General features: G+C 42.8%; 23 protein-coding genes. 11 read left to right on the top strand and 12 right to left on the bottom strand.

The window, feature by feature from the left end:
* Positions 1-69: 69 nt before the first annotated feature.
* The 3 genes from CRG89_RS03410 (at position 70) to CRG89_RS03400 (ending at position 1815) form a co-directional block, all read left to right on the top strand.
* Positions 70-552 carry a hypothetical protein gene (locus tag CRG89_RS03410; protein ID WP_103286946.1) on the top strand — a complete coding sequence of 161 codons (483 nt, stop codon included), beginning with the start codon at positions 70-72 and terminating at the stop codon, positions 550-552.
* Positions 553-650: 98 nt separating this feature from the next.
* Entirely contained in the window at positions 651-1253 is a 603-nt protein-coding gene (locus tag CRG89_RS03405) for a hypothetical protein (RefSeq protein WP_103286945.1), read from the top strand.
* A gap of 31 nt (positions 1254-1284) precedes the next feature.
* Complete coding sequence (locus tag CRG89_RS03400) at positions 1285-1815, top strand: GNAT family N-acetyltransferase (RefSeq protein WP_103286944.1); 531 nt, start codon at positions 1285-1287, stop codon at positions 1813-1815.
* Here CRG89_RS03400 and CRG89_RS03395 read toward each other — a convergent pair.
* From CRG89_RS03395 to CRG89_RS03380, 4 genes are all read right to left on the bottom strand, one after another.
* Entirely contained in the window at positions 1804-2844 is a 1041-nt protein-coding gene (locus CRG89_RS03395) for an ABC transporter ATP-binding protein (protein WP_217349419.1), read from the bottom strand. The genes CRG89_RS03400 and CRG89_RS03395 overlap by 12 nt on opposite strands.
* Positions 2807-3784: an ABC transporter ATP-binding protein gene (locus CRG89_RS03390; RefSeq protein ID WP_103286943.1), complete on the bottom strand. Its 978-nt coding sequence runs from the start codon at positions 3782-3784 to the stop codon at positions 2807-2809. The genes CRG89_RS03395 and CRG89_RS03390 overlap by 38 nt, the downstream gene beginning before the upstream one ends.
* 90 nt (positions 3785-3874) lie before the next feature.
* Positions 3875-5167: an ABC transporter permease gene (locus CRG89_RS03385; protein WP_103286942.1), complete on the bottom strand. Its 1293-nt coding sequence runs from the start codon at positions 5165-5167 to the stop codon at positions 3875-3877.
* Positions 5168-5213: 46 nt separating this feature from the next.
* A complete protein-coding gene (locus tag CRG89_RS03380) occupies positions 5214-6158 on the bottom strand; it encodes an ABC transporter ATP-binding protein (protein WP_103286941.1) in 945 nt (314 codons plus the stop codon).
* 188 nt (positions 6159-6346) lie between these two features.
* Between CRG89_RS03380 and aspS the strand changes: the two genes are divergently transcribed.
* Positions 6347-7633, top strand: coding sequence for an aspartate--tRNA(Asn) ligase (gene aspS, locus CRG89_RS03375; protein ID WP_103286940.1), 1287 nt, complete (start codon positions 6347-6349; stop codon positions 7631-7633).
* Between the two features lie 151 nt (positions 7634-7784).
* A complete protein-coding gene (locus CRG89_RS03370) occupies positions 7785-8120 on the top strand; it encodes a hypothetical protein (protein WP_103286939.1) in 336 nt (111 codons plus the stop codon).
* Positions 8121-8312: 192 nt separating this feature from the next.
* Here CRG89_RS03370 and CRG89_RS03365 read toward each other — a convergent pair whose 3' ends face one another.
* The 4 genes from CRG89_RS03365 to ilvB form a co-directional block, all read right to left on the bottom strand.
* Positions 8313-9338 carry an isocitrate/isopropylmalate dehydrogenase family protein gene (locus CRG89_RS03365; protein ID WP_103286938.1) on the bottom strand — a complete coding sequence of 342 codons (1026 nt, stop codon included), beginning with the start codon at positions 9336-9338 and terminating at the stop codon, positions 8313-8315.
* 16 nt (positions 9339-9354) lie between these two features.
* A complete protein-coding gene (locus tag CRG89_RS03360) occupies positions 9355-10935 on the bottom strand; it encodes a 2-isopropylmalate synthase (protein ID WP_103286937.1) in 1581 nt (526 codons plus the stop codon).
* The gene (gene ilvN, locus CRG89_RS03355) at positions 10928-11419 is read right to left on the bottom strand and encodes an acetolactate synthase small subunit (protein ID WP_103286936.1); all 492 of its coding nucleotides are present in this window, start codon (positions 11417-11419) and stop codon (positions 10928-10930) included. The genes CRG89_RS03360 and ilvN overlap by 8 nt, the downstream gene beginning before the upstream one ends.
* Before the next feature lie 66 nt (positions 11420-11485).
* Positions 11486-13186, bottom strand: a complete 1701-nt coding sequence (gene ilvB / locus CRG89_RS03350; RefSeq protein WP_103286935.1) for a biosynthetic-type acetolactate synthase large subunit — start codon at positions 13184-13186, stop codon at positions 11486-11488.
* Between the two features lie 174 nt (positions 13187-13360).
* Between ilvB and CRG89_RS03345 the strand changes: the two genes are divergently transcribed.
* The 3 genes from CRG89_RS03345 to gvpD all read left to right on the top strand — a co-directional run bounded on the left by CRG89_RS03345 (position 13361) and on the right by gvpD (position 16422).
* Positions 13361-13798 carry a YybH family protein gene (locus CRG89_RS03345; protein ID WP_158648692.1) on the top strand — a complete coding sequence of 146 codons (438 nt, stop codon included), beginning with the start codon at positions 13361-13363 and terminating at the stop codon, positions 13796-13798.
* 69 nt (positions 13799-13867) lie between these two features.
* Positions 13868-14821, top strand: a complete 954-nt coding sequence (locus CRG89_RS03340) for a magnesium transporter CorA family protein (RefSeq protein ID WP_103287896.1) — start codon at positions 13868-13870, stop codon at positions 14819-14821.
* Between the two features lie 143 nt (positions 14822-14964).
* The gene (gene gvpD, locus CRG89_RS03335; protein WP_103286933.1) at positions 14965-16422 is read left to right on the top strand and encodes a gas vesicle protein GvpD P-loop domain-containing protein; all 1458 of its coding nucleotides are present in this window, start codon (positions 14965-14967) and stop codon (positions 16420-16422) included.
* 50 nt (positions 16423-16472) lie between these two features.
* Here the strand turns inward: gvpD and CRG89_RS03330 are convergent, their stop codons facing one another.
* The gene (locus CRG89_RS03330) at positions 16473-17618 is read right to left on the bottom strand and encodes a phosphoribosylformylglycinamidine cyclo-ligase (RefSeq protein ID WP_103286932.1); all 1146 of its coding nucleotides are present in this window, start codon (positions 17616-17618) and stop codon (positions 16473-16475) included.
* Positions 17619-17865: 247 nt separating this feature from the next.
* On the opposite strand from CRG89_RS03330, the gene CRG89_RS03325 reads away from it, so the two are divergent.
* Together CRG89_RS03325 and CRG89_RS08640 are read left to right on the top strand one after the other, a co-directional pair.
* Positions 17866-18075 (top strand): hypothetical protein, encoded by a 210-nt coding sequence (locus tag CRG89_RS03325; protein ID WP_148695225.1) that lies wholly within the window; start codon positions 17866-17868, stop codon positions 18073-18075.
* A gap of 258 nt (positions 18076-18333) precedes the next feature.
* Entirely contained in the window at positions 18334-18492 is a 159-nt protein-coding gene (locus CRG89_RS08640; RefSeq protein WP_158648691.1) for a hypothetical protein, read from the top strand.
* Between the two features lie 173 nt (positions 18493-18665).
* On the opposite strand, the gene CRG89_RS08635 is transcribed toward CRG89_RS08640, so the two are convergent.
* Both CRG89_RS08635 and CRG89_RS03320 read right to left on the bottom strand, forming a co-directional pair.
* Entirely contained in the window at positions 18666-18842 is a 177-nt protein-coding gene (locus tag CRG89_RS08635) for a hypothetical protein (protein ID WP_158648690.1), read from the bottom strand.
* 37 nt (positions 18843-18879) lie between these two features.
* Positions 18880-19536 (bottom strand): hypothetical protein, encoded by a 657-nt coding sequence (locus CRG89_RS03320; RefSeq protein WP_103286930.1) that lies wholly within the window; start codon positions 19534-19536, stop codon positions 18880-18882.
* 103 nt (positions 19537-19639) lie between these two features.
* Here CRG89_RS03320 and CRG89_RS08630 point away from each other — a divergent pair, with 103 nt between their 5' ends.
* The gene (locus CRG89_RS08630; RefSeq protein ID WP_158648689.1) at positions 19640-19807 is read left to right on the top strand and encodes a hypothetical protein; all 168 of its coding nucleotides are present in this window, start codon (positions 19640-19642) and stop codon (positions 19805-19807) included.
* A 95-nt stretch (positions 19808-19902) separates the two neighbouring features.
* Here CRG89_RS08630 and CRG89_RS03315 read toward each other — a convergent pair whose 3' ends face one another.
* Complete coding sequence (locus CRG89_RS03315) at positions 19903-21141, bottom strand: LeuA family protein (RefSeq protein ID WP_103286929.1); 1239 nt, start codon at positions 21139-21141, stop codon at positions 19903-19905.
* Between the last annotated feature and the right edge of the window lie 32 nt (positions 21142-21173).

Raw genomic sequence — 21173 nt, 5'->3', positions numbered from 1 at the left:
GTGCAGTAGTTTTAGTCATTTAGCATGTTTACCAGCAAACAATTTATTTCACTTAAAAAGACTATACTTATGCCCATGCGTTACGATACATGGATGGCTATTGCATCTCTAGCACTACATGTTATGTTCGTGATATACATAAACTCACTCTATCTTGCACTAACCAGACCTCTAGCCATAGGTGCTACAATAGCACAACCATGGAATATGATGATCATAGGTATGTTCCTCTTCGGCATACCTGGATTTGGATTGGCAGGCGTTGCATATATGCTTGCTAAGGGGTTAGCAAGGAAGTTGGAGGTTAGAAAGGCTACAAGCATGATAATAATAGCACAGGGCATAGTACTAATGGTGGGGATGGTTAATGCTGGAAGTGTAGAGAAGGTTATGAATGATTACTATGTTGAAGTTCTTACAAATAGAGGTGAGGCTTATCTCTTCAATATAATCCCTCAGATCTTCATGTTAGCATCGCTACCATTGATAGGTGTTGGAGCCCATCTCTACACAGTTAAGCCAAAACAGCAGAGGTTTAAGAGTAGCCTCTAGCATCATAGATACACTTCATTTATATATTTAGTTGGGGTAGATTAGTTATTCGGTAAGTCAGTAGGTAAGTAGTAGGTAGGTGGGGTGAGTAAGATAGGATGATAACTGTGAAGAGGAGGGCTCCAGAGTTCATACTCTCATTCCTAGCAGGGCTTATAATACTTGCCCAAGGGCTCACGTTCATAGCAGGTATATTCATAGGCCTCCCACAGGATGAGATGCTGAACAATCTAAGGGCTATGCTTGGAGAGGAGGGGTTTAGGTTCATGCTTATGAGGGCTGGTGTAGCAGGAGCATCTACTGGCGCTATGATAATGATACTAGCAGTGCTGATAGAGAAGAGGAGGGAGGAGAGTAAGAGATGGGGTGTTATGATAATAATACTGTGCATAATAAGTGTGCTGGGTATAGGGTTCATAAACATAGGCATGCTACCTGGGATAATACTTGGGCTTCTGGGCGGGGCACTTGCCGTGAAGAAGGGTAGGGGTAGTGTGTTTGCAGAGGAGGCAGGTGTAGGGATAGGTGGTACAGGTGTAGTCTCTAGTGCCAATGCTAATGCTGGTACTGGTGCTGGCACTGGTACTGGTACTGGTGCAGGTACCATAATATACACATGTGCAGAGTGCAATCTAGAGTTTGCTAGTGATGAGGAACTTAGGAAGCATGCACTAACCATACATATGAGGGATGAAAGGTAGTAGTTGAATAAGGCAAGGGAATAGTGGATTGATGATTATGGTTGGAGTTGATGGTTCAGCTCTAACTGTTAGGGAGATGGTTGATGAGGATATACATTCTGTAGCAAGGATATACATTGAGAACTTCAAGGGTATGAAGAGTTATGATGATGCTGTAAGATGGGTGATGATGAAGCATAGAAGTAAGCCAATATGCATGTACTATATAGCCATGCTTGGAGAGGAGCCTGTAGGTTACATACTCTGGACTGAGCATGGAGGGTTTAGGAGCGATGCAGTGCTAGAGCTTGAGCAGATAGCAGTAGCAAGGAGGTATCAGGGTAGGGGTATAGGGAGCATGCTAGTTGTAGAATCACTCAAGGATGTGTGCAGATACCTGCATGCTAGAGGATCTGAACTCAAGCTTGTTATTGTTACAACATCTAGCAAAAACACAAATGCAAAGAGGCTGTATGAGAGGACACTGAATGCTAGAGAGGAAGCACTGCTCCATGATATCTATGGTGGGGATGAACTCATAATGGTAGCAAGGAGGGAGGAGATACAGTTCCTAAACAGATGACTTGTAGAGGAAGCAACTCACAAGATGCCCATTCTTAACCTCTAGCAGTTTAGGTTCTTCCCTACATATATCCATTGCATATGGGCATCTAGCATAGAACCTACATCCATGATCATTTGCTTCATCCATGCTAATGCTTGTACTTGCCCTTATCCTTATCACCTTATCCCTCAACCTACTTGCAGGATCAGGCTCTGGTATAGCATCTATCAGTGCTTGTGTGTATGGATGCAATGGTTCATTTAGTACATCATCTATGCTACCCATCTCAACTATCTTGCCCTTGTAGAGTATTGCTATGCTATCACCAAAGTACCTAGCAGTTGAGAGGTCATGGGTTATGTATATGTAGGTTATGTTATGCTTAACCTTGAGGTTCTGCATGAGTTCAAGTATCTCAGCCCTAACAGATAGATCAAGCATGGATACTGGTTCATCAGCAACTATAAGCATAGGCTTCAGCACTAATGCTCTAGCAATTGCAACCCTCTGCCTCTGCCCTCCAGAGAGCATATGAGGATACCTGTATGCTATCTCCTCAACAGGCTCAAGCCTAACCTCCTCCAATGCCTTGAATACCATCTCCTCCTTCTCCCTCCTATCCTTTATACCATGAACCTCTAGAGGTTCACCAACTATTGAGATTACCTTCATCCTAGGGTTGAGAGATGAGTAAGGGTCCTGATGGATCATCTGCGCACTCCTCCTGAACCACATAAGCCCTCTCTTATCTAGAGAGAGTACATCCCTTCCAGCAAACCTTATGCTCCCCCCATCTGGCTCTATTGCCCTCAGGATGAGCCTTGCTATAGTGCTCTTACCAGATCCAGACTCACCAGCAAGTACGAATGTAGAGCCTTGCTTTACACTAAAACTAACATCATCTACAGCCTTTACTACACCCTCCTGCTTACCATGGAGTATATCAAGTATGGATCTCTTGATCCTGAACCACTTCCTTAGCCCCTCTACCTCTAGCAGGTTGGTGCTTCTAGTGCTTCGAGTAGAGCCAGCATCTAACATAACCATTGCCACCTTCACAATCTAATGCTGGAGGATCCACTTCTCTGCATATATCCATTGCATATGGGCATCTAGCATAGAACCTGCATCCCTTTGGTACGTTGAGTAGATCTATTGGGCTACCCTTTATGTAGGTGAGCCTCTTCTCCCCCCTAAGCCTTGGTATCGATTGGAGCAGTGCCTGTGTGTATGGATGCTTTGGCTCTCTATACACCCTCTCTATGCTACCAAACTCAACCATCTGACCAGCATACATGATCCCTACATCATCTACAACCTCTGCTATTATAGAGAGGTCATGGGTTATAAGCATGAGCATAAGCCCCTCCCTCTTCAACCTCTTGAGGAGGTTTATTATCTGTGCTTGAACAAGAACATCCAAGGCTGTGGTAGGCTCATCAGCTATGAGTAGTGATGGTTTTAGGAGTAGAGCCATTGCTATTATCACTCTCTGCTTCATCCCTCCAGATAACTCATGAGGGTAGCGCTTGAGCACATCCTCATCAAGCCCAACCTGCTTAACAGCACTACTCATCAGCGTATAAGCATCGCTCCCAACACTAGAACCAAAGCCCCCAGACCCAGAATGTGCATGGTATCTGAGGAGTTCTGCCATCTGCTCCTCTATCCTGTACACTGGGTCTAGAGCATTCATTGCTGCTTGGAATACCATGGATACCTTCTTCCACCTTATCCTTGAATTGAACTCATGCTCATCCATTGCAAGTATATCAGTACCATCAAGCATTACCCTACCATCAACAACCCTTCCAGGGGGTTGGAGCATCCTAAGGATGGATAGGGCTAGTGTGCTCTTACCAGAGCCAGACTCTCCTGCTATCCCTACAGACTCATCTGTGCTGAATGTAACATCATCTACAGCCTTGACTACACCCTTGCTTGTAAAGTAGTATGCCTTCAGGTTATGCACCTCCAGCCTTGCCATATCTGTATCTATCTGAATCTTATGGCTTGTATCCTTTAAAGGTTAGTAGTGATATTAGTAGGATACTGTATGTTATATGGATAGTTCAACTCACTCTTGCTTCCATCTAGTAAGGTATGACCCAAGTATTACAAATGCTATAGTAAACAGGGCAAGCATGGAGGTTGATTGGAGAGCAAGTATGCTGGATTGGTACATACTTGCATTCAATGCATCGACGAAGTATGTCAATGGCAATGCATATGCTATGCTCTGCATGTATTCAGGCATGCTTCCTATAGGCCAGAATGTACCTGAGATGAACATCATTGGGAATGCTATAGCATTGCTTGCACCAGTGATTGCATGGGGCTCCTTTAATGCTCCAGCAATAAGCATGCCTAGACCTGTGAAGCATAATGCTCCTATTGCAAGTACTACTATGCTTATCGCATTTGGCAATGTTGTATTTAGTGCTATTACAGCTATGCATACCATCACTGAAGCAAGGATCAGGGCAAGTATAGTCTGGGTCATCATATTTGCAATTATCCACTGCAATCTACTCAGTGGTGTACTCATTAGCCTCTTGAGCATACCTCTCCTCTTAAAGTCTGCTACTATTCCACTTGTGCCTAGAACACCATTGGTCATTATGAATGCTGCAAGGACAGAAGGGAGGTAGTAGTTTGCCCTTTCAGTTATGCTAACATCCTTAACCTCCATGCTGAGTATATCTGGTGCATCTATTGCGCTCTGCTGTAACCTAGCAACCATGTTAGCCAGTATCCCCTCTACCCTCTCATACTCCCTATCCTTGCTAGAGTCTACTATGAGTAGTAATCTTGCTGGTGCTGGAGGAGGAGCAGTATTAGAAGCATTATCACCATTATTATCACCATTTCTTATGGTAAGTTCCCTCTTCAACCCTTCCATGCCAGAGATCATGCTTGCCCTCACACCATCCTGCATCCATGACTGCTCTGTGAAGAGATCAAGCGTTGATAGCATTACTGCCATCCTAGCCTCCATGCTCTTTGCCTTAATGGAGGCATCAAACCCATATGGTATGATGAGTACCCTCTTGCTAGTAGAGTACTTCACATACTCATACGCATCAACATCTGCAGGGATATGCTTTATGTTGAGCATGCTTGAGCTTAGTGCATTGATGAGTGAGGAGGAGGTCTCTGTAGGCATCCCATCACGATCAAGATCTAGATTCTGTACATAGAGATCAAGCCTATTGAGATCATCATTGAATGCAAGTGTGAGTATGACCATGAGCATTATAGGGAAGAATATTGTAAAGAATACACCAGTCTTGCTCCTTAACCAGTCAAGTACAAGTGCCCTAGCAAGTGATGCAACTGTAACAAAATGACTGTTAATATCCATCTTCATACTAATAGCATGCTACTATATTATATATGATTATCATTAAAACAACTTATCCATTGATGATTAGCCTACCATCCTCATCTATCCTACCAACAAGCCTAAGGAATGCATCCTCTAGCGAGGGGTTCTTGAACTGTACCTCCAACCCATCCTTTATTGCCATATCAACTATCTCTGCTATAAGCATACTATCCAATCTATCCATACTTAGCGTAAGGGTATCCCCAAGAGTATTGCTTGAATTGGCAAGGGATGCTAGAAGCCTTGATCTTGAGTATCCTCTGATCGTAAGCCTTCTACCAGTACCATATCTACTTGCTATATCCTGAGGACTCCCAGATGCTACTATCCTACCCTTGTTCATTATTGCTACCTCATCTGCTAGGTACTCAACCTCCTCCATGTAGTGTGATGTTAACACTACTGTCTTGCCAGAGTCCTTCAGTGCTCTTATCATTGCCCATACCTGCCTCCTTGATGTTGGGTCAAGCCCTGTTGTAGGCTCATCTAGGAAGAGTATCTCAGGATCATGTATGGTAGCTATTGCTAGACCAAGCCTCTGCCTAATCCCTCCAGAGAGCCTCTCAAACCTTACATTGCTATACTCTTCAAGACCAAACTCTCTTATCACCTCATCCACATCCTTGCTACTACTGCTATGGTAAGGGTAGAGCCTTGAGAATAGTTCTATATTCTCCTTTACAGTAAGCTTATCTAGTGCTCTGAACTCTTGTGGCATTATACCTATCCTCCTCTTTATCTCCTGCTCATCCCTTCTATCCCCTACATCGTATCCTAGAACCCTAACGCTCCCAGATGTTAATGGTCTAATGCACTCAACTATCTCTATTGTTGTTGTCTTCCCTGCACCATTTGGGCCTAGCAATGCAAATATCATTCCCTTCTTAACGTTGAAGGATATGCCATCAACAACATTCTTTCCTGAGTAACTCTTTACTAGGTTCACAACCTCTATAGCATGCTCCATATCCATAATACTCTAGCCTTGATATAAAGATCTTAAGATAGGCATGATGATAATAATGATGATAATGATCATTATCATACACACTACTACTAGCATCAACCATCTTATGGATTACTAACCTTGTAGTGTAGTCATAGTATTAACATAGGCTAAGTATAGTAATGACTTAATAACATCTAGAAGTAGATCCCTGCATGGAGAGGATATATGCAAACCAACTGGATGAGTCAATGCTAGGCAGAGAGGTAGAGGTAGCAGGATGGATAGAGGATATAAGGGAGTTAGGTGCAATAAACTTCATAATAGTCAGGGATGTGACTGGGGGTATACAAGTAATTGCTGACCCATCTATGCTTGTTAGCAATGGGATAAAGATTACAAGGCAGAGTTCGGTTAAGGTTAAAGGTAGAGTACAAAGGAGTAGATCCGTTAACTACCCTTTTGAGGTAAAGGCTGAATCAATTCAAGCGTACTCTATAGCAAAGCACCCATTGCCCATAGACCCTACAGGTAGGGTGAATGCATCACTTGATGCAAGGCTTGATGCAAGAGCACTTGACCTTAGGAACCCCAGTGTAGCAGCGATATTCAAGTTGAGGCATCATACGCTCCAGATAATAAGAAGAGTTCTTGTAGAGAAGGGTTTCATAGAGGTGAATACACCAAAGATAATAGGGAGTGCTAGTGAGGGAGGGGCAAACCTATTCAAGTTCAGCTACTTCAACAACAGACAAGCATACCTTGCACAGAGTCCACAGCTCTACAAGGAGCAGTTAACCCTTGCCCTAGATAGGGTATTTGAGATAGCCTCATACTACAGGGCAGAGAAGTCGCATACAACTAGGCATCTCAACGAGTTTGTTAGCGTTGATGTAGAGGCAGCGTACATGGATGCTGATGATGTTATGAGGGTTGCTGAGGAGTTGATAGTTGAGGTGTTCAAGGAACTAAAGAGTAAGTGTAGCAAGGAGTTGGATCTGGTAGGCTCAAACATAGATGTACCATCACTCCCATTCCCAAGGATGAGTTATGTACAAGTAGTTGAGATGCTGAAGAAGGAGCATGGTATGAACATTGAGGTTGGGGATGATCTTGGTGACCATGCATTAAGGCTGTTAGGAGAAAGCATGAAGGGCTTCTACTTCATAGTTGATTGGCCAACCAACCTTAAGCCATTCTACATCCATGAGAGGGATGATGATCCAAGGTTCTCATACTCATTCGATCTGCAGTACGGGGCATTGGAACTTGCATCTGGAGGGAAGAGGCAGCATGATGCATCAAGGTTAAGGAAGAGGCTTGTGGAGCAAGGCTTGGATCCAGAGGATTTCAGGGATCATCTTAAGGTGTTTGAATGGGGTATGCCTCCCCATGCTGGATGGGGATTAGGGCTTGATAGACTAATGATGGTCATATGCAATGTAAAGAACGTTAGAGAGGTTGTGCTTTACCCTAGAGATACTGAACGCTTGAGACCCTAGTCAGCCATCACACAAGCAAGCGAGCAAGCAGACAAACAAACAAGCATGTATGCAAGCAAGAGATCCACTAGATGAGAATAGATGCAGTGAAGAACAATATTTTCCATTCAGATAGCATAAATGTTATTATTAACTTATACATTATTAACTTATGCCTTGTGCTATATGCGGTGCAAGGTTCGCTGAGCATACATGCGTGTACTGCAAGAAGAGTGTATGCTCTGGCTGTATAGATGATGAGGCTAGGAAGTGTATAAAGTGCAAGCATCTAAGATCCATCCCATTAGCAGTGTTTGTGAGGAGGAACCTTTACCTATTCTCTCTTATAGCATTGGCATGGCTCTTCATGGTATTCCCGTATCCCTTCCTCTTCGGCTATGAGTACTCTCTACACTATACTGTGCTTATGCCAATAATAATAGCAAGTGTAGCAATGCTAATACCCCTAGTATTCCTCTTCAGATCATGGAAGAAGAGTGGAGAGTAGAGAGGTTAACCATCACTTTATATCATAACGCTAAATGGACCCTTATGTATTTGTTCCATCATACAATATAGCATGTGTGGATGGAGCATACATAGTTAGTAGATCATTCTTACTACTATTATTATTATACAACCATCACCATCGCCACCACTACTGCTACCACTATCCTAACCTATCCTAAACCTAACCTACCTATCCTCTCTTTATCTCTTCTACAATTGCATCTGCTACCTCCTCAGTGCTACTCCTGCCTCCTAGATCTGGTGTTGCTATACCCTTGCTAAGCACGCTGCGTATACTAACCTCTACAAGCTTAGATGCCTCAGCACATCTTGCATCGTTATGCTTTGATGCAAGCCACTCATACATCATCCCTGCTGAGAGTATTAGTGATAATGGGTTTGCTATACCCTTGCCTGCTATATCTGGAGCAGAGCCATGTGCTGGCTCGAATATTGCATATGTATCGCCAATGTTGGCTGATGGTGCCATCCCTAGGCTCCCAGCAACCTGAGCCGCCTCATCTGAGAGTATATCTCCATACATATTCATCGTTACTATAACATCAAATGCCTCTGGGTTCCTTATCAGGTTCATGGCACATGCATCAACATACATCTCTGAGAACCTTATGCTTTGATGCCTAGATGCTACCTCCCTGCAGCATCTAGCGAATAGACCATCTGTCCTCCTAAGTAGGTTTGCCTTGTGTACAGCAACAACGCTCCTCTTACCATCCCTTGCCTCAGCAAGCTTGAACGCATACTCTGCTATCCTCATGCATGCTCTCTTGGTTGTAACCTTGATGGCTATACTTGCGTCACTACCTATATCATACTCCAAGCCAGAGTAGATATCCTCTGTATTCTCTCTAACTATGATGAGATCTATGCCATCTCTCAAACCCCTCATCCCTGGATAAGCCTTTGCTGGCCTAACATTTGCGTAGAGGTCCAATACCCTCCTTAAATAGACTATGACATCTGCTGCACTCTCACCTATAGGAGCCTTTATGCATGCATCAGAACCCCTTATTGTATCAAGGCTATGCTCTGGCAGAGCCCTTCCATACCTTGCTAGAGCAGAGTCCCCTGCCTCAACATCTATAATCCTCATCTTTATGCCAAGCCTAGCATTCAATGCATCAAGTACAACTCTAGTAGCCCTTGATATCTCAGGTCCTATACCATCCCCCTCTATGAATGCTATCCTGTACATATGCAGATGATATATGCTAGACAGTATAACCTTGGATCTCTCTGTTGCTATCCCTGTCTATGGTCCTCTTCATCATCATCTTGTTTATCCCGTTTATCATTGCTTGAACACTAGCAACAACTATATCCTCTCCAGTTGCCCTAGCAGATGAGATCTTGCCATTGCTATCCTCAACCTTAACGCTAACCTCTGCAAGTGCATCTGAGCCTCCACTTATCGCTTCAAGCCTAAACTCACTGAGCCTTATGCTTGCTATCCTATCTGTTATCTTCTGTATAGCTTTTAGAGCAGCATCTACAGGCCCAACACCAGTCTCAGCAACTATGTACTCCTTCCCATCTATTATAAGCCTTACAGATGCTGTAGGCACAACATTTATGCCTGTAGTAACAACAAAGTCCATAAGCCTTACATGCTCAACAAGGTTCTGCTGGTTCATGACTTGGGATGCTATTGCTATTAGGTCAGCATCTGTAACCTGCTTACCCTTATCCCCTAACTCCTTGACCTTTGCAACTATCTGCCTCAACTGCTCCTGCTCTGGCCTTATTCCATACTCTGCAAGCATGGCTGCTATACCATGCATACCAGCATGCTTCCCTGCCTCTAGCCAACGCTTCCTACCAACAAGTTCAGGGCTTATAGGCTCATAGCATAATGGGTTTGAGAGTACTCCATGGGTATGGATGCCAGATTCATGGCCAAATGCATTCTCACCAACTATGGCCTTGTTTGGCTGCACTATGATCCCTGTTAGGCTTGCTACCAACTTTGATGTCTCATACAGTAGTTTAGTGTTTATCCTAGTCCTCTTGTTGTAGAGGCAGTGTAGTGCCATGACAAACTCCTCAAGCGAGGCATTGCCTGCCCTCTCCCCTAACCCATTTATGGTTACATGGGCACACTCTGCCCCTGCCTCTATAGCTGCTATTGAGTTTGCAACTGCTAGACCAAAGTCATCATGGCAGTGTATGCTTATAGGCACTTTAACAGTGCTCCTCAACTCTGTTATGAGTGAGTGTATGTACTTTGGTGTTGCATACCCTACTGTATCTGGCACATCTATCCTGTCTGCTCCAGCATCAACAACAGCCTTGTATACTTGCTTCAGATACTCCCTATCACTCCTAGTAGCATCCTCAGCAGAGAACTCAACATAGAGGCCATGGGCCTTACAATACTCTATAGCATCTACAGCCTTCCTTATAGCCTCCTCCCTTGAGATCTTCAACTTGTACTGCAGATGGATGTCTGATGTTGCTATGAATGTATGCACATATCTAACACCACAGTCTATTGCAGCATCTATATCCCTCTTATCAGTTCTTGCTAGAACAGAGATCTCGCTATTCAGCCCTTGCTTTACTATCATCTTAACAGCCTCCTTCTCACCTTGAGATACTATAGGGAACCCAGCCTCTATAACATCTACTCCCAACTTATCCAGTTGTATTGCTATTAGCAGTTTATCCTCTGGCGTTAATGTTACCCCTGGGGTCTGCTCTCCATCCCTGAGCGTTGTATCGTATATCCTTACATAATCTACACTATTACTACTATCACTGTTGCTAATGCTATTGCTAACATCACTACTCATATACTACACCTCTTGGCAATGCACACACTCCAGTTCTAGCCAACTGTATTATGCCATAGTGCTCAACCAATGCCTTGAATGCATCTATCTTATCTGGAGTTCCAGTTATCTCCACCATCATAGATCTCTTGCTTATATCAACTACCTTCCCCCTAAAAACATTTACTAAATTTATTATCTCTAACCTAGTTGTTGGATCCTCAGCCTTCAACTTTATGAGTGCTAATTCCCTGTACACACTATTATCTAGAGGGAGCTTTATGACATCAACAACATCTATAATCTTCTTCAGCTGCTTGACCAACTGCTCTGTAGTATGCTCATCACTGTTTATCGTTATGGTTATCCTTGAGAGATCCTGCGCCTCAGTTGGACCAACTGAGAGCGACTCTATGTTGAATCCTCTTGCTCTAAACATGTTTGATACCCTAAAGAGCACACCAGGCTTATTCTCAACCAGTGCAGATATGATGCGCCATGTCATATGCAATGCATCCTCCTTCTTAATTCAATCATTCATTCCTTCCTTCATTAATTCATTCCTTACTTGCTACGCTGCTATTATGGTATCCTTCAACCCCTTGCCTGGAGGCATGAACGGGAATACGTTCTCCTCAGGATCTATTGGTATATCTATAACTGTTGTCACATCACTCCTCAACGCTACCCTTATAGCCTTATCCAGTTCATCCATGCTCTCAGCCCTTATCCCCTGTGCACCATACGCCTCAGCAACCTTAACAAAGTCAGGCATGCCCTTAAGATCAACACCTATCATCCTCCTATTGTAGAATAGTCTTTGCCATTGAGCAACCATGCCTAGAGAGTAGTTGTTGAGTAGGAATACTATAACTGGGATATTCTCTAGGACCGATACTGCTAGAGAGTTCTCTGTCATATTGAAGCTCCCATCTCCAGCGATATCAACCACTGGCACATCAGGCCTTGCAACCTTTGCACCTATTGATGCTGGGAACCCAAAGCCCATGGTACCTAAACCAGTTGAGCTGAAGAATGTACCAGGGGTTATAACATCAAAGTGCAATGATGTCCACATCTGGCACTGCCCAACCTCTGTTGTAACTATGGTATCTGCTGGAAGGAGTTCCCTCAACTTCTTTATAGCCTTCATTGCAGTAACCTCCCTTGGATGATCCTTTATCATGCTCCTGTAGTACTCCTTAACCTCCCTAACATGCTTAAGCCATTGGTTGTTCTCCCACTCACCTTCACCCTTCCTTATAATCTTGTTTGTAAGCATCTTGAGCATTATCTTAAGCGAGACCTTAACATCACCAACTATACCAATATCAGCTTGCTTGTTCTTGCCTATCTCTGCAGGATCTATATCTATGTGTATTATCTTCATATCCCTACCAAACTCATCGAATCTACCAACTGAGCGGTCTGAGAACCTTGAGCCTACTGCCAATAGCACATCTGCCTCTGTAACAAGTTTGTTTGCCTCTGCATGCCCATGCATGCCTATTGGACCAAGGGATAGTGGATGGTTCTCAGGGAATGCACCCTTACCTTTGAATGTTGTTACCACTGGTATCATGAGCATCTCTGCCAATGCTTGGAGTTCAGCAAAGGCTCCAGAGATGTGCACACCTCCACCAGCCATTATAATTGGTCTCTCAGCCTTGAGTAGTAGGTCTATTGCACTTGCAACCTGTGCAACATCAGGCTCTATATGGGGTGAGTAGCCTCTTATCTTAACTATCTCAGGGAATACCATATCTGCACTCTCCTGCTGTACATCCTTTGGTACATCTATAAGCACTGGTCCTGGTCTACCACTCTCTGCTATGTAGAATGCCTTCTTTACAACCTCTGGCACCTCTCCAGCATTCATGGGCTGGAAGCAGTACTTTGTTATAGATGCGCATATACCAACTATATCACACTCCTGAAATGCATCCTTACCAATCATTGCCTTGGGTACTTGCCCTGTAACAGCAACTATAGGACTTGAGTCCATGTAGGCAGTTGCTATCCCAGTAACAAGGTTGGTTGCTCCAGGACCTGATGTAGCAAAGCATACACCTGCCTTGCGCTTTATCCTTGCATAGCCATCTGCCATGTGTGCAGCTGACTGCTCATGCCTAACAAGTATATGTCTTATACTACTTGAGTATAACTCATCGTAGATTGGGAGGTTTGCGCCACCAGGCATTCCAAACACAACATCTACACCCTCCCTCTCTAAAGCCTGTATGAGTGCCTTTGCGCCAGACATCTCAACCATATAGATCTACCTTCTACCCTCTTACAAGTATCGAGAGTAGTGATGGTTCTACATTTAAGCCTAATCCTATCATACAAACCATCATCATCCTCATCATACAGTAATTATTATGATACAGCATGTATGGGTGAGAGTACATGATAATTATAAATATTTTACTTGCAGAGTAGAGGCATGAACGGTTACAATAACGATAAGGGTTTAGATGATATAAAAGCAGTAGAGTATCTAATCCATAGGGCATTCTACATAGGGAAGAGCAAGGATCTCTCAGCGATAAGGGAGGTATATCATAGCATGCTTACAAAGTTCAGTGATATCCCTCCCTATCACAGGATGGATTATGAGGAGGCATGCCTGCATGAGGAGATGTTCTTTGCCAATGTATCAGATTACGATTACTCTATAGAGGATCTAAGGATAACGATGCTAGATGCATCTTCCTCAGTAGCACTAGCAACATTCATCCTCGAGTATAAGGGCGTGGTTGTTGATGATTACAGCTTCACTGGTCAGGCTATAAAGAGCAGGGTGAGGTGCAGTATCATATGCAAGAAGTTTGATGGTAGATGGTATATAGTGCATGAGCATCTCTCAAATTCAAGTGTATAAATTGTTGGCAAACTCGGTACTATCAAAATTATATATAAAGTGTTATCTAATGCTATCTGGGAGAAGAGCATGAATGCGCTAGAGCATATCAATTCTGTGGATAACAATGGGCTTAGGTGGATAGATGTGAGTGAGCCAAACAGGAGCGCTCTAACAACGCTGGCAGATACCTATAATCTTCACCCCTTGAATGTAGAGGATTGCCTATCAAAGATACAGGTACCAAAGATTGACAAGTATGCCAACAGCATATTCATAGTTATACACTACCCATTCTACAGCAATGGTGTACCTAAGAACATCCAACTCTCAATCTTCATGGGCTTCAACTTCCTCATAACCGTACACAAGGGCGAGATAAAGCCTATAACAGATCTCTTCAATGCATGCAAGGTGGATGGGGGGAATAGGGCAAGTATAATGGGCAACTCCCCAGCATTCTTGCTCCATAAGATAATGGATGCTATAATAGATGAGTTGCTCCACATCCTCATAAAGATAGAAGGTAACATAGAGGATATAGAGGATCTTGTATTTGCTGAGAATGTATCTGCAATAAAGGCAATAACCAATATAAGGAGGGAGATACTTGCGCTTAGAAGGATAATCCTACCTTTAAGGAGGATACTAGCAGATGTAGCAAGGGAGTCTCAGCAGTTCTCAGGCATGGACCTTACACCATACTGGAACGATGTTAAGGATCACCTTGAAAAGGCTATAGAGGTGCTTGATACTGCAAATGAGACCATAAATATATACAAGGATACAGACTTTATACTCAGCAGTGAGAAGACCAACAAGATACTTGCTATTCTTACTATAGTCTTCACACTCTCCATACCTGCAACGCTCATAGGTACATTCTATGGTATGAACGTCATCCTTCCTGGAGGAGTAGAGGATGAACCTTGGCTCTTCTTAGGCAAATACACAACATTCATAGTCATGGTTATGATATCAATAGCAAGCGCACTCTTCATGCTCTACTACTTCTACAAGCGTGGATGGTTGTATGAGAAGTAAAGGCTAGCTGATGAGATGATGCTAATCAACACAACCATCATAGATATCTTCTTCCCTCTTCATTTAGGATGGTTGCCTTTAACCCTGTAATTAATTGCAATTACACAACAACCGATTTTAACCATGCTCTATAAAATAACTGTATGATGGAGTTAAAGGTAAGGGATGCATTCGAGCAGATATTCAAGCCATTCATGGATATAGAGCCTGTAGCCCTCCTTATAAGAGGATTACCTGGAGCAGGTAAGACAACATTGGCATTGGAGTTGATGAGGAATGTTAGAGATAGGTACAAGTGCTTCTACATCTCAACCAGGGTATCCTACAACAAGTTGAGGAAGCAACTGCCTTGGGTTGAGGATATACTTGATGATGGCACTGCTCTACAGTTCATGCCAGATCATACTGCTGCTAGTGGTAAGAATGGTGATATGAACAAGATAGATGGAATAGATCTAAGGTTGGGTACTGCAAATAACCTGCTCAACCTTGTTGTTGATAAACTGATAAGCAGTAAGAGAGCCTTCATAGTTCTTGATAGTTGGGATGCACTAGCAAAGGAGATACCCGTTGATGAGAGGCTCAAGATGGAGAAGAGTATGCTTGCTGTTGCAGATGCAAATGATGGCATGCTTGTCTTCATAAGTGAAGAGCCAGAGATGAATACTCTTGCATACCTTGTGGATGCGATCATAACCCTTGATATGGAGAGGAGGAACGGTGTATGGGTGAGAACTATGCATATAGATAAGATGAGGGGGGTAGCGATAAGGAAGAACAAGTTCATCTATACACTAGAGGGAGGGCACTTTACTATAGTGTATGATGGGAAGAGGGTAGGCTATGTATCATCACTATTCCCTCCATTGGCAAGCAAGAATGGTTACATATCAACAGGGAGCAGGGATATGGATAATGCATTAGGAGATGGGATAAGAGAGGGGAGTGTAGTAGTGCTTGAGGTTGATAGCAATGTTAACATGCACTATGCAAGGATAATCATGCTCTGCACTGTACTCAACAATATAAGGAGCAATAGATCTGCTATGGTTATATGTGGGCAGGATGAGCCACTTGTTAAAGTGCTAAGGAAGATAGTGCCTCACTGCACATTACACGATCTAGGTAGGCTTATGGTATTCACAAGCCCATCGCATATACGAGAGCAGGAGTATGCTACAGCATACAGGGAGTTAAGTACCTATGATAAGAACAGCATAGAGGAAGGGATGATCATGAACCTTACAGACGATCCTGAGGAGAACTTTGCATTGCTAATAGATAGTTACATAAAGTTGAAGGAGGATGGGAAGAGCATGGTCATATACTCAAATATGATATGGAAAGATCTAGAGCGAGTTAAAGATAATTTAGTACATGGCGCAAAGATTATTAGGAATAATAGAGATGTGCTGATGATAACAGTTAAGAGCGGGACAGAACTTGCAGATGCTGCAAATATGCTTGCAGATGTGCATATAAAACTTGTGAAGGAGAATGATGTGCACATCCTATCAATAGTTAAGCCAGAGGAGAAGGTATATGCTGTTATGCTTGATGATGATGGTTATCCTTCATACTCGCTCTTACCCCTACTCTAATTTTTAGTCTGCTATTGTTGTAAATACGTTAGAACTAAGCATGGGATGAATCATGCAATCCTTACATCGTTAATATATACACCATTACCCTCCTCAACCCTACCTATAACCATTGCATCCATATCATGACTCTTGCATATGGAGATTATAGCATCCTCATCTCCCCTTGCTGCTACTACACACATCCCTATCCCCATGTTGAATGTTGAGTACATCTCAGCATCATCTATACCTGCATGCATCTTTATCAACCTAAATATTGCTGGAGGCTCTGGCATAGAGTCGAGTACAAACTTTACACTGCTGTTAAGCCTTGTAAGCTTCTTGAATGCCCCTCCAGTTATATGTGCTATACCATGAACATCTATCCTCTTTATCACATCCAGAATTGGTTTAACGTATATCCTTGTAGGTTTAAGCAACTCATCCTCTAGAGTAGAGTCAAGTTCATCTATCCTCTCATCAAGCCTATACCTACTAAGGAGTACATGCCTTGCAAGTGTATACCCATTTGCATGCAATCCATTGCTTGCTATACCAACTATAACATCCCCAGCATTGATGCTCTCACCAAGGATTAGTTCATCCTTCCTTGCTATACCTATAACAGCACCAGCAAGGTCGAATGCATTATTATCCATCCTGTCCTTTACCTTGCCTCTACCCCTAGTAGCCTTGCCTTTGCCCTTGCTCATCTCAAACCCATCAGCAAGTAGATCTGGGAGCACTGCCAACTCCCCTCCTACTATGGATAGGTTTGCCTCCCTTGCACCTTGGGCAAGACCCTTCATTATCTCCTCGATCATATCTGCATCTGGGCTCCTAACTGCAATATAATCAACAAATGCTATAGGCTCTGCACCAACACATACAACATCGTTAGCATTCATCGCTATGCAGTCTATGCCTATGGTAGAGTACTTCCCTGCTAGGCTAGCAACTATTACCTTGCTACCAACCCCATCTATGTGCATTGCTAGCACTCTCTCATCATCTATGCTTATTAGCCCAGCGTAATGCCCATAGCCAGATATAACATGCTCGCCATGCGTACCTGCTATCATGCTTCCTATGATTGAGTGTATCCTCCCTATCTTTGCTGTATCAACACCAACATCCTTATAGGTTATGCCTTGCTTCTTACTGCTACTGCTGCTGATGCTACTCTTCCTGCTTCTCTTTTTAGACCTAGCCATACCTTCTTAATATCCTCTCTACCTTACACTATAAAAACCATGATGGATTACCTACCATGCTTATAAACAGTAAGAATCTGCCATTCTGTGGCAGGCTATAAATATACCTTCATCTACTACTGTTACCTCCATTGTTGATTATACTAGCAATGCTCATATAACTATAATCTTGCTCCTCATACAGGAAGGATAGGTATAAGATATACACATTATCGCTATTGTTATTATCTTCCGTCAAATGTACTTTATGCTTACTCTCATTATACAGAGCAGAGAGAAGTTGAAGAAGTTATTGCCTGAAGATGTAGAATCTAGATATGCTGTAGCAAGAGCGATAGGGTTAGAGGATATAAGATCATCCTTGAGTAGGATTGAGGATGCTATAGCATGCTTGTTGAAGCACGGACAAAGGCTAATGCAAAGTTGGAGGAGTACGATGCAAAGTTCAATGCTATAAAGGGAAGAGGCTAACAACCCCAGAAGTGATATGCAGTAAGGGTTTAGAAGGCATGATGAAGGGTTTGCTAATGGAAGAGTATTGAGGATTTGAGGAGGGATATGAATTAAGGGTTTAGAAGGTTTAGATCTAGATGCGTCTGCATTAGGTGCAAGATGGGTATAATGAATGAACAAACTATAAGAGAGGCATTGAAAGGTATAGTTAGGCTACACTGTAGAGAGTGGAATATGTACGATAATTAAGAGGGTTATGTATATGGTTATCCTAGCAAAGGTGATAATAGAGATAAGGGATGGAGGAGAGGTAGTGATAAGATCTAGAGTAGATCCTGTAAGATTTATTGATGAGTTATGTTCATCAAATAACAAACTTGGTAAGAGGATAGATGTGAAGAAATTGATAGAAGAGGAATGAGAGGAGAGAGGGTATGAGTATGGTAGAAATATGTAGACAATAAGCATGTTGTGATAGATGGGATGGTACAATCATTATAATGATGGTGGTCTGATTCTTGCTATACATAGATTCTAACATATTCATCTATCCAGTGATATATGATGAGCAACTGATACAAGAAAGCCAAAGAGTTACTCTACAAGATTGCAACTGGCAAGGTTTGTATGGTGGATATCAACACTCCTAGCAAGGCCACGAAGTGAACATGAGCCCTTTACACACAATGCTCTGATAACCCTCATCTCTATGCTAGAGCCAAATAGGTTATACATTACATTGAATACCTTCACGGTATCAACATCGTACATGATGCCCTTCTAGTATTAACATCCTCAACTTGTCCATTCATATACTTGCAACCTCCTTCCTGTTGCTACTCTTAATCCTCTTCCTCCTCCTCCTAACTAATACAATAGAAGCGACTACAACAAGAGTTACCCCAACTATTGTTGCTACTGCTACTCCTCTTTCTATTCCATCCCAATACCTACCATTTAGTGCATCGCTTCCAACTACTGCTCCAATCTCATTGCTATAAGAGCCCTCAACCCTCTTGAATGCAACTTCTCTCTCTATAATGCTAGAATCTGCTTCAATTATAAGCCTATACAAACCCTCTAGATCATCAGCACTGAACTGCTTAACCTTTGCATAGAAGCCATTATCACTGCCCCACTCTTTGCCTCTTATACCATCATCCATAACATAGTAGGAGTAGCCTTTTGCATAACCTAGCCTAACATTATTGCTATACCATATAGAGCCATCTGGTGCAACAACCTTTATGCTTACACTCTCAGCAGGACCAGATACAGAACCCCTAACTACAACATAGTCCCCAATCCTGTAGTACTGCTCTCTACCATCTGTATAGTAACCATCTATACCAACTATTATGAAGTTCAGATCATCGCTCATCCCAATCCTCTCCCTTTGTGCATTAGCAGGTGATAGTATGCCAATTAATAGCATTAGAATGTAGATGTAGCCAAGTTTATTCATGTAATGGTTAAGAGATAGGATATAGATAACCCTTTCTGTAATTGATTAGGAAATCGTAGAATTCACCTAGTTTAGGTAGATTAATCCCAATCTTATCCATTAGATGGATATAGATGTGAATCTTGCATGTATAGCTATAATACCAGATAGTGTAATCAACATAATAGCATACAGATCGCTCATACATCCTGTGAAAGGTGCGTGTTATACGATGATGTTATCAGATAAAGGTTCCAAAGAGATTTGGGATGATGGAGTTGATATAGATTAGGTTCAGAGAGGCTAATAAAGGGAAGAGAGAGATGGTGGAGAGAGTTGTGGTGGGAGAAGATGCTATAGAATTACTGAGGAAGGAAGAAAGACTCGTCACCCTATCTGCCTTATCCTTGCCTCCATTGCATCATCAAGGTACATCTCTAGCACATCCCCTAACCTTAGATCCTTCAGACCCTTTGCTAGCCTCTCAGCCTTTGAAGGATCAACATCAAGCCCTAGTATGCTGAGCAGGAATGCTGCACCATTCTTCCCAGCAAGTTCCCCAAATACTATCCTCCTCCTATTCCCAACTGCTCTAGGCTCTATTATCTCATAGGCTCTAGGATCTCTAAGCACTGCAGCAAGGTGTGTACCTGCTTTATGCTTGAATGCGCTATCCCCAACTATAGGTTTGCTCTCTGGTGTTGCTATACCAGTGTACTGCTCGATAAGCCTTGAGAGATCCTTGAGCATATCAAGCCTAAGATCATCCCTACACCTATAGAGCATTGTAAGTATAACAGCAACCTCAGCAAGAGCAGGTATGCCATTCCTCTCCCCTACACCATCTATTGTAACATGGATCTGATCTGCTCCAGCATCTACCCCTGCTAGTGCATTTGCCAATGCTAAACCTAGATCGTTATGACAGTGTACATCCAACCTTGTAATGCTAGCATCTATACTTGCCTTAACCATGCTAACTAACCTATACATGCCTCGAGGGAGCATTATGCCTACAGTATCAGGGATGCTTATCCTCTCTATCCCTGCTCTGCTTATATCCCTAGCGATCCTTGCTAGGAATTCAGGCTCTGCCCTGCTTGCATCTTCTAGGGTAAATCTTGCCTTTAACCCATGAGCCCTTATATAATCAACAACATCCATAGCTCTAGTATATGCATCTTCCCTCCCAATCTTGAGTTTGGATCTCAACTGCACATCAGATACGCTCATGTATGTTGCTACCCATTCAGCATCGCATGCTATTGCAACATCTATATCCTGCTTTATCGCTCTACAGTGAGCAACTATATCTGCACTTAACCCAGCATCTATTATCATCTTCGTTGCCTGCCTATGATCCTCAGATATCACAGGGCTTATCTCAATCTGATCTACACCAAAGTAGTCAAGCATCCATGCTATCTGTACCCTCTGCTTTACGGTGAATGCTACACCTGGATGCTGCTCCCCTTCCCTTAGAGTGCTATCCAGTATGTTAACCCTTCCAGTATAACCTCCATCTCTTACATTATAGTTGAGTATAGCATTGTACCTCTCATCCCTTACAATACCATTATATACCATTGCATAGTAGTTAGGCTCATCTATTGCTTTGTCTTGCATACCATCGTTATAGACTGGATGGTATATACGTA

Origin of the sequence: Candidatus Nitrosocaldus islandicus (genome assembly GCF_002906215.1) — an archaeon.
GTDB classification, from domain to species: domain Archaea; phylum Thermoproteota; class Nitrososphaeria; order Nitrososphaerales; family Nitrosocaldaceae; genus Nitrosocaldus; species Nitrosocaldus cavascurensis.
The sequence above is the reverse complement of the archived record's forward strand: the minus strand, read 5'-3'. Positions and strand labels throughout refer to the sequence as shown.

Excerpts from the sequence above, each read along its gene's own strand:
- ilvN (WP_103286936.1), bottom strand. The coding sequence starts at position 11,419 with ATGACATGGCGCATCATATCTGCACTGGTTGAGAATAAGCCTGGTGTG.
- CRG89_RS03345 (WP_158648692.1), top strand. The coding sequence starts at position 13,361 with ATGAACGGTTACAATAACGATAAGGGTTTAGATGATATAAAAGCAGTA.
- CRG89_RS03360 (WP_103286937.1), bottom strand. The coding sequence starts at position 10,935 with ATGAGTAGTGATGTTAGCAATAGCATTAGCAACAGTGATAGTAGTAAT.
- CRG89_RS03405 (WP_103286945.1), top strand. The coding sequence starts at position 651 with ATGATAACTGTGAAGAGGAGGGCTCCAGAGTTCATACTCTCATTCCTA.
- CRG89_RS03390 (WP_103286943.1), bottom strand. The coding sequence starts at position 3,784 with ATGGCAAGGCTGGAGGTGCATAACCTGAAGGCATACTACTTTACAAGC.
- CRG89_RS03320 (WP_103286930.1), bottom strand. The coding sequence starts at position 19,536 with ATGAATAAACTTGGCTACATCTACATTCTAATGCTATTAATTGGCATA.
- CRG89_RS08635 (WP_158648690.1), bottom strand. The coding sequence starts at position 18,842 with ATGTACGATGTTGATACCGTGAAGGTATTCAATGTAATGTATAACCTA.
- CRG89_RS03410 (WP_103286946.1), top strand. The coding sequence starts at position 70 with ATGCCCATGCGTTACGATACATGGATGGCTATTGCATCTCTAGCACTA.
- aspS (WP_103286940.1), top strand. The coding sequence starts at position 6,347 with ATGGAGAGGATATATGCAAACCAACTGGATGAGTCAATGCTAGGCAGA.
- CRG89_RS08630 (WP_158648689.1), top strand. The coding sequence starts at position 19,640 with ATGGATATAGATGTGAATCTTGCATGTATAGCTATAATACCAGATAGT.
- CRG89_RS03380 (WP_103286941.1), bottom strand. The coding sequence starts at position 6,158 with ATGGATATGGAGCATGCTATAGAGGTTGTGAACCTAGTAAAGAGTTAC.
- CRG89_RS03400 (WP_103286944.1), top strand. The coding sequence starts at position 1,285 with ATGATTATGGTTGGAGTTGATGGTTCAGCTCTAACTGTTAGGGAGATG.
- CRG89_RS03365 (WP_103286938.1), bottom strand. The coding sequence starts at position 9,338 with ATGTACAGGATAGCATTCATAGAGGGGGATGGTATAGGACCTGAGATA.
- CRG89_RS03370 (WP_103286939.1), top strand. The coding sequence starts at position 7,785 with ATGCCTTGTGCTATATGCGGTGCAAGGTTCGCTGAGCATACATGCGTG.
- CRG89_RS03385 (WP_103286942.1), bottom strand. The coding sequence starts at position 5,167 with ATGAAGATGGATATTAACAGTCATTTTGTTACAGTTGCATCACTTGCT.
- ilvB (WP_103286935.1), bottom strand. The coding sequence starts at position 13,186 with ATGGTTGAGATGTCTGGCGCAAAGGCACTCATACAGGCTTTAGAGAGG.
- CRG89_RS03330 (WP_103286932.1), bottom strand. The coding sequence starts at position 17,618 with ATGGCTAGGTCTAAAAAGAGAAGCAGGAAGAGTAGCATCAGCAGCAGT.
- CRG89_RS03340 (WP_103287896.1), top strand. The coding sequence starts at position 13,868 with ATGAATGCGCTAGAGCATATCAATTCTGTGGATAACAATGGGCTTAGG.
- CRG89_RS03315 (WP_103286929.1), bottom strand. The coding sequence starts at position 21,141 with ATGCAAGACAAAGCAATAGATGAGCCTAACTACTATGCAATGGTATAT.
- CRG89_RS08640 (WP_158648691.1), top strand. The coding sequence starts at position 18,334 with ATGGTTATCCTAGCAAAGGTGATAATAGAGATAAGGGATGGAGGAGAG.
- CRG89_RS03325 (WP_148695225.1), top strand. The coding sequence starts at position 17,866 with ATGCTTACTCTCATTATACAGAGCAGAGAGAAGTTGAAGAAGTTATTG.
- gvpD (WP_103286933.1), top strand. The coding sequence starts at position 14,965 with ATGATGGAGTTAAAGGTAAGGGATGCATTCGAGCAGATATTCAAGCCA.
- CRG89_RS03395 (WP_217349419.1), bottom strand. The coding sequence starts at position 2,844 with ATGGTTATGTTAGATGCTGGCTCTACTCGAAGCACTAGAAGCACCAAC.